Source organism: Bradyrhizobium sp. BR14999 (genome assembly GCF_056106085.1).
Genome location: NZ_CM148536.1, coordinates 6,242,777 through 6,257,734, shown reverse-complemented (window position 1 = coordinate 6,257,734; position 14,958 = coordinate 6,242,777). Strand labels below are relative to the sequence as shown.

Sequence of the window (14,958 nt, the reverse complement as noted above, 5' to 3'; positions counted from 1 at the left end):
TGAGCAGGCTTGTGGCGCATGTGCACGATCTGAATTTGTGAGGGCAGGAGGCGGGCGAGTGCTTACGTGCGGCCTCGGCTGTCCGAAGCGGGATAATCGAAAATTGTGGGTTTGACTCCCACTCTCTCCGCCATTTGCACGACTTTGTTCGCCAAACTACGATCTCGTGCGCTTGGGTTCGCTTCGCGAGCGTCTAGTCCCTCTGCTGGTCGCCCTAGCCACGGCCCATCTCTGTAGGGTCGCGATCGGCACCGTTGGCACCAGTCTCCACAGAGCTTCGCTTCATATCCTCAACTCAACGCGTGACCGGCTAGCCCGTAAACCCATGGCTCGCTGTCCTTGCGGTTCAGAAATCGCCGGCCCTTAGACATCGTTGTGACGGTATCAGTCATTCCGAGGCGGCTCTGTTGAAGGAAGTCGGCAAACAGACCCGTCTGCTCCCGCGTATCGACTCGGACGAATTGTCCCGCGAGATCCTTAAGATGCACGGCGGTGAGATGGATCGCGTCACAATCATTGCTGGCAATAATGGGGCCGATCACATGACCGCGCCCGAATTCGCGCTTCATCGAAAAGCCGACCGCCTCTCCGCCGCGGCGTAAGACGGAGATTGACGCACCTTCAGAAAGCAATGCGAGCAGCTTCTGCCGGTTAGTTCCGAACGCGCGTTCATCCAGTGCCGCGATCTCTCCGATGTTCGCCGTGGACAGCGAACTCACTTCACCGGCCAGAGCCGGCACCGGCGGAGGTGGTGAGATGATCTCTCCTTGCCACAGATATACGGTGGCTTCCTTCGTGAACCCCAGCGACAGATATAGATGATAGGCGGCATGGGTTGAGTTGAGGGTCAAATTCCGGTCGCCACACCGCTCGAAAACCTGTTCCATGAGCCAGCGGCCAGTACCTTGTGCCTGGGTTCGGGGCGATGTGATCACCAGGCCAATCGTCGCGAATTCCTGGCTATAAGGGAACCACATCGCGCTGCCGAAAACGCGGCCTATGCCATCAACGGCGACGATGCCGTGGCCGGCGCGGCGGAGGAAATCCCAGTCCTTGGGGCGATGCGGCCAGCCGACACCGATCGAAAGCGCGTGGAGCAGCTTCACATCAACGTCGTTAATGTCCTTGGCCACCAGTTCAAAGGACTTCACGCGTACCGTTCGTCCCATTCAGCTCATCCATTCCTTTGCGGGACTCAAAGCCCGCGGCCTATCTCCCGCCGACCTTCTGCTGCGTACCGCACAAGCCCTCTTTTGCAGCAGCATAGCGCGGAAGGCCAGCAGGTTTCGCCTGTTTGGCAGGCGGTATTCGGAATGTTTCACCGCCAGTGCAACTCGATTCAGCAGGGAAAGCTACTGGTTGCGGCCTATCGATAGCCGGCAACAGCAGGCAGGGTGAGCCCCAGTGAACGTTGAAGGCTTCGCTGGAGGACTCGCCGCCTTTCCAGCCCTCGGTGGCCGGCCAGGCCGGTCTCAACGCGCCGCATCCCGGGCGAGGACCTGAGAGGACCAGGTCGATGGCGTTCCTTTTCAATTCCGATGCTGCTCGGGCGGCTATTTTCCGGCAGGCCTTTGCGCGCGAGCTCCCTGAGCTCGAATTCTATCATTCCAGCGAATGCTTCGAGCCGGAAAAGGTACGGTACCTGCTGACCTGGAACGTGCCCGACGATCTCTCGCGCTTTCGAAATCTGGAAATGCTCTTTTCCGTCGGTGCGGGGGTCGATCAATTCAAGCCGGAGACCATACCTGGCCACGTCAAGCTCGTGCGCATGATCGAGGATGGCATCATACGCATGATGCAGGAGTACGTCGTGCTTGGGGTGCTGACACTCCATCGCGAGATGCTTGCCTATCAGGAGCAGCAGGGAAAAGGCCTATGGCAGGCTCTTGCAACGCCCCAGGCGGCCGATCGGCGCGTAGGCTTTCTGGGCCTCGGCATGTTGGCGCAAGCTGCGATTGATCGCCTGAAGCCGTTTGGATTTCCGCTTTTCGCGTGGAGCCGCAGCAACAAGAAGATCGAGAGCGTCACCTGCTTCCACGGCGATGGTCAGCTTGGCGACTTCCTGCGAGGAACCGATATCCTCGTCTGTCTTCTTCCCCTGACGGAGCAAACACGCGGCATCCTGAACGCACAGCTGTTCTCTCTTCTGCCAGCGGGAGCAAGGCTGCTGCATGTCGGCCGCGGTCCGCAGCTTGACCAGGGCGCACTCATCGAAGCGCTCGAAAGCGGGCGCCTCGCCGCAGCGATGCTCGACGTGACCGATCCCGAGCCGCTGCCGGAAGCCCATGCGCTCTGGTTGCATCCGAAGGTGATCATCACGCCGCATATCGCGTCCGTGACGCAACCGCATACCGCCGCGCAATCCGTCTTAGAGAACATCCGGCGCCACCGCGCCGGACGAAATCCGATCGGCCTCGTCGATCGAACGCTCGGCTACTAACAGGAAAGATGCCATGTCACTTCTGATTGCCATCGACACCAATCCGGATTTTGTACCGAAGAAGGCCGTGCCAACTCCAGAACGGCTCATTTCGGGCAATCCGTCCTTCAAGACCTGGGCGCAGGACGCCTCGAAGGGTGAGAAAGTGCTGACGGGCGTCTGGGAGGCAACCCCCGGCGAGACCCATTCCATCAAGGGCACCACCTTCGAGTTCTGCCACATCATCTCGGGTCTTATCGAAATCGAGGAAAAAGGTGGTGAGACGAAGACTTTCCGCGCCGGCGACAGCTTTGTGATGAAGCCGGGCTTTGTCGGCGTCTGGCGCACGATCGAGACCGTGCGGAAGATCTATGTCTGCCACTATGACTGAGCACGATGCCTGACGGCGGCCTCACTAAACGACGGCCAGAACAATCGACTTTCGAGATCCCATCTGACCGGATTCAACGCCGTCAGACGCTTCCTTCTCGATGAAAAATGCGGCGCGCGATCCTGTATGGCTCAGTTGAGACGGCTTTGTCTCGCCAATCGCATATCCGGCAGTGATGGCGGTTTGACCCCAAGGGCAAGGGAACAAATACATGGTTGCATTGAAAGACAAGGATCTGTTTCGCCAGCAGGCACTGATCGGCGGCCACTGGCGCGACGCGAGTGCGAAGGCGACGGTTGATGTCATCGATCCTGCTAGCCAGCAGGTTCTTGGCACTATCCCCGATATGGGGTGCGAGGAGACCAGGGCTGCCATCAACGCTGCGGCCGACGCGTTCAAGCATTGGAAGACCATGGCTCATGCGGAACGTGCAGTTCTGCTGGAGCGCTGGTATGATCTCATGCGGCGCCACGAGCAGGACCTGGCGCTGTTGCTGACGTTGGAGCAGGGCAAGCCACTGGCGGAATCGCTCGGCGAAATCCGCTATGGGGCCTCCTTCGTCAAATGGTTTGCGGAAGAGGCGCGCCGGATCAACGGATCGACGATCCCGTCACCCACGATCGATCGCCGCATTCTGGTTCTGAAAGAGCCGGTCGGCGTCTGCGGGATCATCACGCCCTGGAATTTCCCCAACGCAATGATTACACGCAAAGTGGCACCTGCGCTTGCCGCGGGCTGCACCGTTGTCATCAAGCCCTCTGAATTCACACCGTTTTCGGCCCTCGCGATCGGTGTGCTGGCGGAGCGGGCGGGGATTCCACCTGGCGTTATCAACATCGTGACGGGCATGCCGGCGGACATTGGCAAGGAGCTAATGGCCAATGAGACCGTCCGCAAGATCTCGTTCACGGGATCGACCCGCGTCGGCGCGCTGCTGATGAAAGGCGCCGCCGACAACATCAAGCGGCTCAGCCTCGAGCTCGGCGGCAATGCGCCGTTCATCGTCTTCGACGATGCCGATATCGACCGCGCCGTCGAGGGCGCGATTGCGTCGAAGTTCCGCAACGGCGGACAGACATGCGTCTGCTGCAATCGCATTCTCGTCCAATCGGGCGTCTACGATGCGTTCGCAGAGAAGCTCGCCGGCAAGGTCGCGAAAATGAAGGTCGGCGCCGGTACGGAAGAAGGAGTCGCAATCGGGCCGATGATCAATGGCGCGGCGATCGACAAGATCAGGCGGCACGTCATGGATGCCCTGGACAAGGGCGCAAAGATCATCTCGGAGAGTGAGGCGGTGCCGGAAGGTCGACAATATGCCCGGCCTCTCGTGCTCGGCGGCGCGACGACTGAGATGCTCCTGGCTTCGGAGGAGACCTTCGGGCCGGTCGCGCCGCTTTTCCGATTCGAGACGGAGGATGAGGCGATAGCGATCGCAAACGGTACGCCCTTCGGTCTTGCGGCGTATTTTTACACCGAAAACCTGAAGCGTTCCTGGCGTGTTGCCGAAGCGCTGGAGTTCGGCATGGTCGGCCTGAACACCGGCCTGATCTCGACGGAGGTCGCGCCTTTCGGCGGTGTCAAACAGTCGGGACTGGGACGCGAGGGATCTCAGGTCGGGATAGAAGAATATCTCGAGAGCAAGGCTCTCCATGTCGGCGGCCTGGACTGAGCGTCCATCGGATCTGTATCTGAAACAAGAAAAGGGGACGGCTGAACCGTCCCCTTTTCCTTGACCAGCGCAGATCTCTATTACTGAAGGGCCGCGATCCCGAAAGAACTGCGCTCAGGCGCTTTTGCGAAGAGGCTCCAGGCCGACTGCGGCAGCCAGGCCGCCGATGCCAGAGACCTCGGTGTATTCATAGAAGGGGTTCGCCGGCTCGTGACCGCGGTTCACCCAGACCTTGCTCTTGATACCCAGATCGTAGGCGGTCATCAGATCGTAGCGGAACGAGGAGGAGACGTGCGTGATATCTTCCGGGCCGCAGCCCAGCTTGTCGAACATGTATTCGAAGCCTTTCATGTGCGGCTTGTAGGCGCCAGTCTCCTCGGCCGTGATGACCATGTGGAAGGGAGCGCCGAGCTTCTCCACGTTGGACATGATGAGGTTCTTCATGGAGTTCGACAAGATGACCAGCGGGATCTCTTTGGCAACCTTGGCCAGACCAGCTGGGACATCGGCATGTGGACCCCACGTGTGGATCTCTTCATTGATGCGCTGGGCATGCTCCGGCTGAAAGACGACACCATTGCGCTTGCAGGCGCGCTCCAGCGCGTTGTGCACCACCTCGAAGTACGGCTTCCAGGCGCCGAGAACCTCGTCCAGGCGATAGGCTGAAAAGTCCTTGATGAGCTTTGCCATCGCCGCGCTCGAAAGCTCCGAGCCATAGACTCGCGTCGCCGCGCCGGCCATGTCGAAATTGGTCAGCGTGCCGTAGCAGTCGAAGGTGATGTATTTCGGTCTGAATGTCGCCATAGCTCCAATCCTTGCGATCTCGCACCGCTTGCCGGTACGACACGCACCCTAGCGAGCAGCCGACGAGATAAAGCGCCGATGTCACGGTGGTCGGGAGCAGATTGTGTCGTATCGCATCGGAGCCGTGGCAGAGAGTTGCGCGACGATCGGCTCTCCTCGTTTAGCCGCAATGCCGTTGCCGCACCATGCCGGCATAAGATGCCGCAGTGGTGCCCAATCAAAGTCAAAACGCCCTCCGTCCATGTCCTGCCTGGGAGCAACTGCTGTCTTCGGCAACTTATGTTGAGCCTGGACACAACGGGCTGCTCGCACAAACATCGCGGCCGATCTGGAGGACAATATGCTGAGCAACTCGCTGATTGAGCTCGATCGCGCGCATCTGATTCACCCGGTCTCTTCTTATCGAAGCCACGAGGCGGCGGGGGTCCGCGTGCTGAAGTCAGGCAAGGGCGCGACGCTGACCGATGTCTCGGGACGTCAATTGCTGGACGGCTTTGCGGGTCTGTGGTGTGTCAATGCCGGCTACGGACAGGACAGCATCGTTGAAGCGGCTACGCGGCAGCTGCAGGAGCTGCCTTATGCGACGGGCTATTTCGGTTTGGGCTCGGACCCGGCGATCCGGCTGGCGGCCAGGTTGGCTGAATTGGCGCCTGGCGATCTGAACCATGTCTACTTCACGCTGGGTGGCTCCGATGCCATCGACAGTACGATCCGGTTTATCAGGTACTACTATCATTCCAAAGGTAGGCCGCAGAAGGATCAGTTCATTTCCCTCGAGTCTGGCTACCATGGATCGTCGACGGCAGGGGCCGGCTTGACCGCGCTGTCGGTCTTTCATGCGGGTTTCGGAGTGCCATACAACTGGCAGCACAAAATCCCCTCGCACTACGCCTATCGCAATCCTGTCGGTTTCCATCCCCAGGCTATCATTGCGGCGTCGGTCGCTGCTCTGCGGGCCAAGATCGCCGAACTCGGCGCCGAACGCGTCGCCGCCTTCTATGTCGAGCCGATACAGGGGTCAGGAGGCGTCCTCGTTCCGCCGCCGTCCTGGCTGAAGGCCATGCATGCAGTCTGCAAGGATCACGATATTCTGTTCGTTGCTGACGAGGTCATCACCGGCTTTGGCCGTGTCGGTCCGCTCTTCGCCTGTGAAGAGGACGACGTCGTGCCGGATCTCATGACCACGGCAAAGGGGCTGACCTCGGGCTACGTGCCGATGGGGGCCGTTCTCATGTCCGACCGCGTCTACAACACGATTGCCGATGGCGCCGGCAAGGCGGCCGTCGGCCACGGCTACACCTATTCCGCTCATCCCGTCAGCGCAGCCATTGGGCTCGCGTGCCTTGATCTCTATGAAAACGGCTTGCTGGAAAACGGCCGGAAGGCCGGGCACCGGCTGATGGAAGGTCTTCGCGCGCTTGCCGATCATCCGCTTGTCGGCGATGTCCGCGGTCGCGGCATGCTGGCTGCAATCGAGCTCGTGACTGACAAGGAGCTCAAGACGCCTCTGCCGGCGGAAGCCGACGCGGCGCGCCGCATCTTCGACCGCGCATGGGACAATGGTCTCGTGATCCGCGCCTTCGCGCAAGGCGTGCTGGGCTATGCGCCGCCGCTGTGCTGCACCGATGACGACATCGACGGCATTATTGAGCGGACAAAGACTACGCTGGACCAAACGCTCGAAGACAAGGACGTCCGCGCGGCGATGAAGGGATGATTACCGCGCTGCCGGTCGGCGCCATTGTTCTTAGCTATCGAAGATGCTTTCGAGCGGCAGATGGGATTTCACGATCGGGGACTTCAGCACGACGAAACTGAAGTACTTGTCGATACCGATATCCATCTCGACCAGACGTTCCATGACAGTCTGATATTCGCTGATCCCTGCCGTGATGAACTTGACGAGATAGTCGTATCCGCCCGAAACCAGATGGCACTCGACCACAGAATCGATCTTTTCGACCGTCGTGAGAAAGCGAGCGAAATCGATTTGCCGATGATTCTTGAGAGTGATTTCAGCGAAGACCGTCAAGGTTTGTCCGAGCTTGGCAACATCGATCTGGGCGGAATAGCCGGTGATGAAGCCCTCCGTCTGGAGCCTTTTGACGCGCATCAGGCACGGGCTCGGGGAAAGGTTTATCAGCTCTGCGAGCTCGACGTTGGAAATCCGCCCGTTCTTCTGCAATTCGCACAAAATCCTGATGTCGATCTTATCGAGCTTCATAGCAATGCCACGTGATGGGGGAAGACAACGGCGTCAAGACTTCCAGGATCCAGCGTCATAGGTCATGTCATAGCATCAACCGGCAGCTTTTCCCAACTGGGGCAGACACCGGATCTAGAACTCGCTGACCTTGCCCCAGGCGCTCCCTTTCAGCCGCTCCGGCCTGTAGGGACACGGATCGACGATCGGCGCACGACCGGTGATGATGTCGGCGATCATGTGGCCGGTGCCGGGCCCAATCCCGAAGCCGTGGCCGCTGAACCCCGCCGCAAGGATGAAGCCTGGAATGGATTCAACTTCGCCGATTGCCGGAATGCCGTCCGGTGTGCTGTCGATGTAGCCGGCCCAGACGTTTGAGATAGTGAGGTCCCGGAGTTCCGGCAGCAACTCGCAAGCTCGTCGATGTGTCTGCCGGATCTGCCTCATGTCGGGACGAGGATCGAGGGTCCGGTTCAGCTCCATCGGGGTCACTTCGTCGAGTGTCCATTTCGCCAGGGATTCATGACCGTGCCTCCAGCCCTCGAAGGCCCCGGGGCTGAGACTTCGCCATCGGCGGGCGAACATGGGCAGGAATTCGCGGCCGAACCTGAATTGCTGCGGTGTCGGATCTAGTCGCGCACGCCCGCTGATTGCCAGCGTGTAGCCGCCATTGCCGCGTCGCGTGGCCGACACGAGCCCGGCGCAAAGGGCGTCAGGCAGGCCGGCCGCGCCCGGGGCCAGGGCGAGAATCGAAGAGCGCACGGATGCCTGCGGGAAGCGAATTCCGAGCTGGTTGCAGAACGAAGAGGCCCATGCGCCTCCTGCCATGACCACCGTCTTCGTCCGGATCGTGCCCGCCTCGGTCACCACGCCGCTGACCCGGCCGGCACTGAGCTCGATGCCGCGCGCGGCGCAGAGCTGGTGCACCGTGCCGCCCGCCGCCATGATCGCACGCGCGGCGATGGGGACGGCCTTTGAAGCGTCCGCCGTCCCGTCTGTCGGCGAGAAGACGCCGCCCTTCCACTTGCGACGCGTCGCCTTGCCCCGACCGCTCGCCTCTTCCGAGCTCAACATATGCGTCGTGACGCCAACGGTCCTGGCGAAGTCTCGCCACTTGGCCCAACCTGCCAGCTCATTCTCGTCGTTCGACAAATACAATAGGCCGCAGCGGCGAAAGCCCGTGTCTTCACCCGTTTCCTGCGCAACTCGTTCCCAGAGGTCGAGGCTCTTGGTCGCAAGCGGCAGCTCGCGTGCATCGCGGTTCTGTTGGCGGCACCATCCCCAGTTGCGGCTGGACTGCTCGGCGGCGACGCGGCCCTTCTCGAGCAAGGCAACCTTGAGGCCGCGACGCGCGAGATAGTAGCTTGTGAACACGCCCACGACGCCGCCGCCGATGACGACGACGTCCGCCTCACGAGGCAGGGATGGACTGGATTCGATATGCAGGAGCGGCGCGCTCATTGGGCAGGAATCTCCGTATGGCTCTATCGTATCCGAAGAGGTGCGGCAGACACGCCGCGGTCTTTCAGGTTCGGGCGGAATATCCTGCGGTTTGCTGCTTCTGGCACAGGCAATTGTTGCGGGGTGCTTCGCTTGCACGGCAAATCGTAGTTGAGAAATCCAACGGATAGCCTCTCCAATCGGATCGGCCCTTCGTCGTCGGCAGGCATGCCCCAACCCGGCGCCTGCATCGGCAGTCTTGGCAGTCGCAGACCGAAATGCCAAATCGGGCTTCGTTTTTAGAACTTCGTGCTGCCTATCTGGCGCGTTTCGGCGACTCCGGGGTGATTGAAGCGGCCAGACTTGTGAGTACCGGATCAATGGCGATCAACGGGCAGAATTCAAAAGGTGACGCGCAATGTGCCTTGTCTGGGAGGAGACCTTTGCCGAAGCGATCGAGCTAGGCGCCGATGGCAGCCTCTCGGACCTCGATTCATGGTTCGAGCGATCCATTCGACTGATCGCCCGCGCTCAGCGACGCCTTTGCCTGTAGAGCAGCCACCTCTGAATCATGTCGTATTCACCGCGCGGAGAATGGCAAAATGAGCGACGAGTTGTTGATCTGTCCGAGCGTATCGCCGGCAAAAGGGGCCGAAGAGCCAATCCGCAACAAGATAATGCGACGGGCTTGCAAGGGGAAAATGTTCAAATGACCTCTGCCCCGCAGCCTTTAGCCTCGGAAGATGTGGCACTCGCGGTCCGCGACCTGACCGTGAGCTTGCCGGCGGGCATGGAGCGGGCGCACGCGGTCGAGAACGTCTCCTTTGAACTGAAGCGCGGTCAGATCCTCTGCATCATAGGAGAATCCGGTTCTGGCAAGTCCGTCACGGCCAATGCGATCATGGGGCTCGTGCCCAAGTCGATCCGCGTGACTTCGGGAGCAATCCGTCTGGAAGGCATGGACCTCGTAGGACTCTCGCCGGAGAGTTTGCGAGACCTCCGTGGCCGTGTCGTCTCGATGATCTTCCAAGACCCGCTCTCCGCGCTCAATCCGCTGATGACGGTGGGCGCGCAGATCGAGGAAGTGATGGCGGCGCACGGTGCGGGAACGCCGAAATCCCGTCGTAGCCGCGCCATAGAATTATTGGCTGAGGTGGGCCTGCCGGATCCGCCGCTCATGTATCATCAATATCCGTTTCGGCTGTCGGGCGGGCAACGACAGCGGGTGATGATCGCCATGGCTCTGGCTCTCGAGCCTGCGATCCTGATTGCCGACGAGCCGACCACCGCACTCGACGTGACGACCCAGGCGCAGATTCTGCAACTGATCCGCGATATTCAACGCCGCAAGGGCATGAGCGTGATGTTTATCACCCATGACTTCGGAGTTGTGGCTGAGATTGCCGATTCCGTTGTGGTGATGGAGAAGGGTCACTGCGTGGAGCAGGGGAGCGCCGAGCAGGTGTTGAAGTCCCCGAACCATCTCTATACGCGTCGCCTGATCGCGGCCGTGCCGCATCTGACGGGCAAGGACCGCGTCCCGGCGGAAGCTGCGGCCGCGTCCTCCATTCTGAAGGTCGAATGTCTGGTCAAGACCTACCGCAGCGGCAGTGCGCTGTTCGGCAGGCAGCGGATCGTACCCGCGGTCAATGGCGTCTCGTTCGAGCTTTCGCCGGGACGCACCTTGGGCGTCGTTGGAGAAAGCGGCTCCGGTAAATCATCGCTCGGGCGATTGTTGATCAAGCTCCTCGACAGCGACGGCGGCTCTATCCTCTTCGAGGGACGCGACCTTGCCCGGCTATCCGAAGCCGAGTTTCGGCCGCTTCGACCAAAGATCCAGATGATTTTCCAGGATCCATTTGCATCGCTCAATCCGCGATCGACGGTCGGTCAAATTCTGACGGTCGGTCCAATTGCGCATGGGGTGCCTCGCAAGCTGGCTTGTGAGCAGGGGCGTGAGCTCTTGGCCCATGTCGGCCTGGATGCGGGAACCTTTGATCGCTATCCGCACGAGTTCTCCGGTGGTCAACGTCAGCGCATCGGAATCGCTCGAGCGCTGATGTTCAAGCCTAAGCTGCTGATCGCGGACGAGGCGGTTTCCGCGCTCGACGTATCGATTCAGGCGCAGATCTTGAAGCTGCTGGACCAGATTCAGCGGGAGACCGGGGTATCGATGATCTTCATCACGCACGATCTGCGCGTGGCCAGTCAGATCTGCGATGAAATCGCGGTCATGCATCGGGGGCAGATCGTCGAGCACGGACCCCCATCGCAGATTTTCCTGAACTCAAAATCGGCCTATACGCGAGAACTCGTTGCTGCGATCCCCGGCGAGCAGCAAAGCAGCGCCCGCGCGGTGGGAAATCAATCGACATTGGCCGGACATAGCCACAAATGAGGAGGGGTCATGACTGAAGCTCGGACTGCACCGATCTATTCGCGCCGCAGCGCACTCCAACTGATGATCGCCGGGGCGGCCGGCCTGGCCGGATCAAACCTGTTGGGTAATCCGGCCCTCGCTCGCACCTCTCCGACAAAGCCGACCGGCCGCGTGATCGTCGGGCTTGGACAGGAGCCGACCGTCTTCAATCCGCTGATGGTACACATTGAAGTCGATGACGGCGTGCACTTCTCGGTGTTCGACGCGCTCTTCCGCATCGATCCTCAAGGCGCCATTCAGCCCAACCTTGCCGTTGAAGTGCCGGACCAGAAGAACGGCGGCATTTCAGAGGACGGTCTCAAATGGCGCGTTCGTTTGCGTGACGATGTCCGCTGGCACGACGGCAAGCCGTTCAGCGCCGAGGACGTGAAGTTCACTCTCGAACTCATCACGAATCCCAGCTTCCGAAGTTGGCGCACGGCCGGCCATGCTCTCGTGCGCGACATCACGGTGATCTCGCCCGCGGAGATCTCGTGGCGAATGGAAGAGCCCTTTGCGCCGTATCTGTCGTTTCTGACCGAAACCTTCATCGTGCCCAAGCACATCCTCGAGAAGGAAACCAATCCAAACAACGCCGCCTTCAACCAGGCGCCGGTCGGCACCGGCCCATTCAAGTGGGGCCAGCGAGTCGCCGGCGATCATCTCGAGCTCCTGGCTAACCCCGACTATTTCGGTGAGGGTCCTCACATCGAAAGGCTGGTCTTCAAATACATTCCCGATCTCACCGTGCTCTATACTCAGTTCAAGAGCGGCGACGTGGATCTCGTGGGTCAGCCCTACATCACGCCGGACCACTACGGCGAAGCCAAGGCGCTGCCGAACCGCGTGGTGACGCTCATCCCAAGGACCTCGTTCGAGTCCTTTTACCTGAATCTCGAACGACCGCAGTTCAAGGAACTTGCCGTCCGCGAGGCGCTCTACGCGGCGATCGACAAGGAGGCCATCATACAGGGGCTCTATTACGGAGTGCCGACCTCGACAGAAACTTTCATGCCGAGGCAGTCCTTCTACTTCAACGCCCATTTGCCACTTCACGAATTCAACCTCAACCGCGCGGGCCAGATTCTCGAGAAGGCAGGCTGGCTGCCGGGACGGGACGGTATCCGCGCCAAAAACGGCGTCCGTCTGTCCTTCGCCAATTCGACCACGTCGGGCGATCCCCTTCGCGAACAGGTTCAGCAGTTCCTGCAGCAGACGTTTGCGCAACTGGGCGTCGAGATGAAGATATCCAACCTGCCCGCCGCCGTGATGTGGGGCGAGTTCTGGCAGCAATCGCAATTCGATTCCGTGATCGTCGGCAGCACCTATCTGATCGGCGCCGACCCGGATGTCACCAATCGCCTGCACTCGCGTTCGATCGGAGCGAAGGGGGGCCGCGGCTCGAATAATGCGCAATACGCAAATCCGGAGGTTGATGCTTTGCTCGATAAGGGCGCACGCACCTTCGATCCGGAAGCGCGGCGCGAGATCTACTTCCAGGTCCAGGAACTCGTGCGTCGCGATCTGCCGTTCCTGCCGCTGTATCAGAGCAACTCGGTCGAAGGTCTCAAGAAGGGGATCAACGGATTCGTGCCGAACGGCAACACGCGCACGGAATCCTGGAACGCGCTGGCCTGGTACTGGGCGAGCTGATGTCTTGCCTTACGGACCGCGGCGGACGGTGTTGTCACGCTAATGGAGGACTCGAATGTCCGCCTTCCTGCTGAATCGTCTCTTGCAGAGCATCGTGCTGCTGGTGATCGTCTCGATCATCGGCTTCACGGTTCTCAACCTCATGCCGGGCGGTCCTCTCGCGCAGTTCGGGCTTGATCCGGGCATGACCCAGAAGGATGTGGAGCGGCTCGCAGCGCAGCTCGGGTTGAACCGGCCGCTATGGATGCAGTATCTCGATTGGGCCTGGCGGCTGCTCCAGGGCGATTGGGGACACTCGTTCCGCGATGGCTCTTCGGTGCTGGCGGTGATTGGTCGACACTTGCTGGCGACGCTACTGCTTATGGGTACGTCCACCGCATTCGCGATCGGGGTCGGTGCCTGGATCGGAATCCGCGGCGCCACCCACCGCTATTCGCTGTTCGACTACTGCGCGACGGTCGGCGCCATGGTGGCGCTGTCGGTTCCGACCTTCTGGTTCGGCCTGATCGGCATCTACATCTTCACCCTGAAGCTGGGTTGGGTGCCCGCAGGCAACATGTACACGATCGGCGACGGCTCGGTGCTGGACTACCTGCATCACCTGATCCTGCCGAGCTTGGTGCTGTCGCTCGTTCACGTCGCTATCTGGAGCCGTTACATGCGGACCGCAACGCTCGATGCGTTGAGTCAGGATTTCGTCAAGACGGCGCGAGCCAAGGGCGTGAGCGAACGCCGGATCTTGCTGAAACATGTCATCGGCAATGCGCTGTTGCCGATGATCACGCTGGCAGGAATGCAATTGCCCAGCATTCTCACCGGCGCGCTGGTCACGGAGACCGTGTTCACCTGGCCGGGCATGGGGCGGCTGTTTCTCGACAGCCTTGGCTACAGCGACTATCCGGTCGTGATGGGGCTGTTGATCTTCTCGGCCATCCTGGTCGTGTTGGGCAATCTGATCGCAGACATCGTGATCGCAACCGTCGATCCGCGCATTCGCTTGGCCTGAGCCTGCCGACTCACGCCAGATAAGAGGAGCCAGTAGATATGACCGCCATCGTCGCCCACGCAGCTCCGACCCGCTGGTGGAACAGCCGCGCTGTTAACCGCTTCATGCGTCACCATCTGGCACTCCTGGGAATCGCGATGATAACCCTGCTCGTGCTGGCGTGCGCCATCGGTCCCTATGCCTTGCCCTACGACTCGCTCCATATCGATCTGCGCGCCCGCTTTGCTCCGCCCCTGACAGGCCACCATTACTTCGGCACGGATCCCTTAGGGCGAGACCTCGCGGTGCGGCTGTTGATGGCCGGGCGCGTCTCGCTGGCGGTGGGGTTCTCCGCCATGTTGCTGTCGACGTTGATCGGTACGCTAATCGGCGTGACGGCCGGCTATCGCGGGGGCTGGGTCGGGGCGGCACTGATGCGGACGGTGGATGGCTTCCTGTCCTATCCCTCGATCTTTCTCGTGCTGGCGTTGGCCGCAACGCTGCGGCCGAGCCCGGTTATGATCACCGTGATCATTGCCGTCACGAGCTGGATGGAGACTGCGCGAATCGTCGAGGCCGAGGTCCGTTCGCTACGCGAGCGCGAGTTCGTCCAAGCTGCGCGCATGGTCGGGCTTAGCAGGGCGCACATCATGTTCCGCGAGATCCTTCCCAATGCCATGGGTCCCATCATCGTCGCCGCAAGTCTGGCCGTCGCGCGCGCGATCCTTCTGGAGGCCTATATCAGCTTTCTCGGCTACGGCATCCAGCCGCCGCTGCCCAGCTGGGGCAACATGCTCAATGGCGCCCAGCAATATCTGGCGAGCGCTCCCTGGCTTGCCATCATTCCCGGTGCCGCCATTACGATGGCGGTAACGAGCTTCAATTTCATCGGTGACGGCCTGCGAGATGCCCTCGACGTTCGAAACGACCACATCTGAGCGATGTTAACCGAGTCGCGGCTGAACCCAGCGACCC

At 60.7% G+C, this 14,958-nt stretch carries 12 protein-coding genes; 8 read left to right on the top strand and 4 right to left on the bottom strand.

The features are described 5' to 3' along the window. Positions 1 to 290: 290 nt before the first annotated feature. Complete coding sequence (locus tag ACR9YP_RS29410; protein WP_474217696.1) at positions 291 to 1,169, bottom strand: GNAT family N-acetyltransferase; 879 nt, start codon at positions 1,167 to 1,169, stop codon at positions 291 to 293. A gap of 347 nt (positions 1,170 to 1,516) precedes the next feature. On the opposite strand from ACR9YP_RS29410, the gene ACR9YP_RS29405 reads away from it, so the two are divergent. The 3 genes from ACR9YP_RS29405 (at position 1,517) to ACR9YP_RS29395 (ending at position 4,479) form a co-directional block, all read left to right on the top strand. After that, positions 1,517 to 2,440, top strand: a complete 924-nt coding sequence (locus tag ACR9YP_RS29405; protein WP_474221145.1) for a 2-hydroxyacid dehydrogenase — start codon at positions 1,517 to 1,519, stop codon at positions 2,438 to 2,440. Positions 2,441 to 2,453: 13 nt separating this feature from the next. Continuing rightward, positions 2,454 to 2,810 carry a cupin domain-containing protein gene (locus ACR9YP_RS29400; RefSeq protein ID WP_438109282.1) on the top strand — a complete coding sequence of 119 codons (357 nt, stop codon included), beginning with the start codon at positions 2,454 to 2,456 and terminating at the stop codon, positions 2,808 to 2,810. A 211-nt stretch (positions 2,811 to 3,021) separates the two neighbouring features. Next, a complete protein-coding gene (locus ACR9YP_RS29395; protein ID WP_474217695.1) occupies positions 3,022 to 4,479 on the top strand; it encodes an NAD-dependent succinate-semialdehyde dehydrogenase in 1,458 nt (485 codons plus the stop codon). Between the two features lie 114 nt (positions 4,480 to 4,593). Here the strand turns inward: ACR9YP_RS29395 and ACR9YP_RS29390 are convergent, their stop codons facing one another. Continuing rightward, positions 4,594 to 5,283, bottom strand: coding sequence for a haloacid dehalogenase type II (locus ACR9YP_RS29390; protein WP_474217694.1), 690 nt, complete (start codon positions 5,281 to 5,283; stop codon positions 4,594 to 4,596). 340 nt (positions 5,284 to 5,623) lie between these two features. On the opposite strand from ACR9YP_RS29390, the gene ACR9YP_RS29385 reads away from it, so the two are divergent. After that, on the top strand, positions 5,624 to 7,000 hold the full coding sequence (locus ACR9YP_RS29385) for an aminotransferase class III-fold pyridoxal phosphate-dependent enzyme (protein ID WP_474217693.1): 1,377 nt from the start codon (positions 5,624 to 5,626) through the stop codon (positions 6,998 to 7,000). Positions 7,001 to 7,030: 30 nt separating this feature from the next. On the opposite strand, the gene ACR9YP_RS29380 is transcribed toward ACR9YP_RS29385, so the two are convergent. Together ACR9YP_RS29380 and ACR9YP_RS29375 are read right to left on the bottom strand one after the other, a co-directional pair. Then, positions 7,031 to 7,507, bottom strand: coding sequence for an Lrp/AsnC family transcriptional regulator (locus ACR9YP_RS29380; protein ID WP_438109278.1), 477 nt, complete (start codon positions 7,505 to 7,507; stop codon positions 7,031 to 7,033). Positions 7,508 to 7,621: 114 nt separating this feature from the next. Further along, complete coding sequence (locus ACR9YP_RS29375) at positions 7,622 to 8,947, bottom strand: NAD(P)/FAD-dependent oxidoreductase (protein ID WP_438109276.1); 1,326 nt, start codon at positions 8,945 to 8,947, stop codon at positions 7,622 to 7,624. A gap of 688 nt (positions 8,948 to 9,635) precedes the next feature. Here ACR9YP_RS29375 and ACR9YP_RS29370 point away from each other — a divergent pair. From ACR9YP_RS29370 to ACR9YP_RS29355, 4 genes are read left to right on the top strand one after another with little or no spacing between them, the layout of a single operon-like run. Next, positions 9,636 to 11,324, top strand: coding sequence for an ABC transporter ATP-binding protein (locus tag ACR9YP_RS29370; RefSeq protein WP_474217692.1), 1,689 nt, complete (start codon positions 9,636 to 9,638; stop codon positions 11,322 to 11,324). 9 nt (positions 11,325 to 11,333) lie between these two features. Next, positions 11,334 to 12,998, top strand: a complete 1,665-nt coding sequence (locus ACR9YP_RS29365; RefSeq protein WP_438109274.1) for a peptide ABC transporter substrate-binding protein — start codon at positions 11,334 to 11,336, stop codon at positions 12,996 to 12,998. Positions 12,999 to 13,053: 55 nt separating this feature from the next. Beyond that, on the top strand, positions 13,054 to 14,004 hold the full coding sequence (locus tag ACR9YP_RS29360; protein ID WP_438109273.1) for an ABC transporter permease: 951 nt from the start codon (positions 13,054 to 13,056) through the stop codon (positions 14,002 to 14,004). Positions 14,005 to 14,042: 38 nt separating this feature from the next. Further along, positions 14,043 to 14,921 carry an ABC transporter permease gene (locus ACR9YP_RS29355; RefSeq protein ID WP_438109271.1) on the top strand — a complete coding sequence of 293 codons (879 nt, stop codon included), beginning with the start codon at positions 14,043 to 14,045 and terminating at the stop codon, positions 14,919 to 14,921. The last annotated feature ends 37 nt before the right edge of the window (positions 14,922 to 14,958 follow it).

What these genes read in the sequence shown, in the direction of transcription:
- ACR9YP_RS29410 (WP_474217696.1), bottom strand. Translation starts at nt 1,169, where the DNA reads ATGGGACGAACGGTACGCGTGAAGTCCTTTGAACTGGTGGCCAAGGAC.
- ACR9YP_RS29405 (WP_474221145.1), top strand. Translation starts at nt 1,517, where the DNA reads ATGGCGTTCCTTTTCAATTCCGATGCTGCTCGGGCGGCTATTTTCCGG.
- ACR9YP_RS29400 (WP_438109282.1), top strand. Translation starts at nt 2,454, where the DNA reads ATGTCACTTCTGATTGCCATCGACACCAATCCGGATTTTGTACCGAAG.
- ACR9YP_RS29395 (WP_474217695.1), top strand. Translation starts at nt 3,022, where the DNA reads ATGGTTGCATTGAAAGACAAGGATCTGTTTCGCCAGCAGGCACTGATC.
- ACR9YP_RS29390 (WP_474217694.1), bottom strand. Translation starts at nt 5,283, where the DNA reads ATGGCGACATTCAGACCGAAATACATCACCTTCGACTGCTACGGCACG.
- ACR9YP_RS29385 (WP_474217693.1), top strand. Translation starts at nt 5,624, where the DNA reads ATGCTGAGCAACTCGCTGATTGAGCTCGATCGCGCGCATCTGATTCAC.
- ACR9YP_RS29380 (WP_438109278.1), bottom strand. Translation starts at nt 7,507, where the DNA reads ATGAAGCTCGATAAGATCGACATCAGGATTTTGTGCGAATTGCAGAAG.
- ACR9YP_RS29375 (WP_438109276.1), bottom strand. Translation starts at nt 8,947, where the DNA reads ATGAGCGCGCCGCTCCTGCATATCGAATCCAGTCCATCCCTGCCTCGT.
- ACR9YP_RS29370 (WP_474217692.1), top strand. Translation starts at nt 9,636, where the DNA reads ATGACCTCTGCCCCGCAGCCTTTAGCCTCGGAAGATGTGGCACTCGCG.
- ACR9YP_RS29365 (WP_438109274.1), top strand. Translation starts at nt 11,334, where the DNA reads ATGACTGAAGCTCGGACTGCACCGATCTATTCGCGCCGCAGCGCACTC.
- ACR9YP_RS29360 (WP_438109273.1), top strand. Translation starts at nt 13,054, where the DNA reads ATGTCCGCCTTCCTGCTGAATCGTCTCTTGCAGAGCATCGTGCTGCTG.
- ACR9YP_RS29355 (WP_438109271.1), top strand. Translation starts at nt 14,043, where the DNA reads ATGACCGCCATCGTCGCCCACGCAGCTCCGACCCGCTGGTGGAACAGC.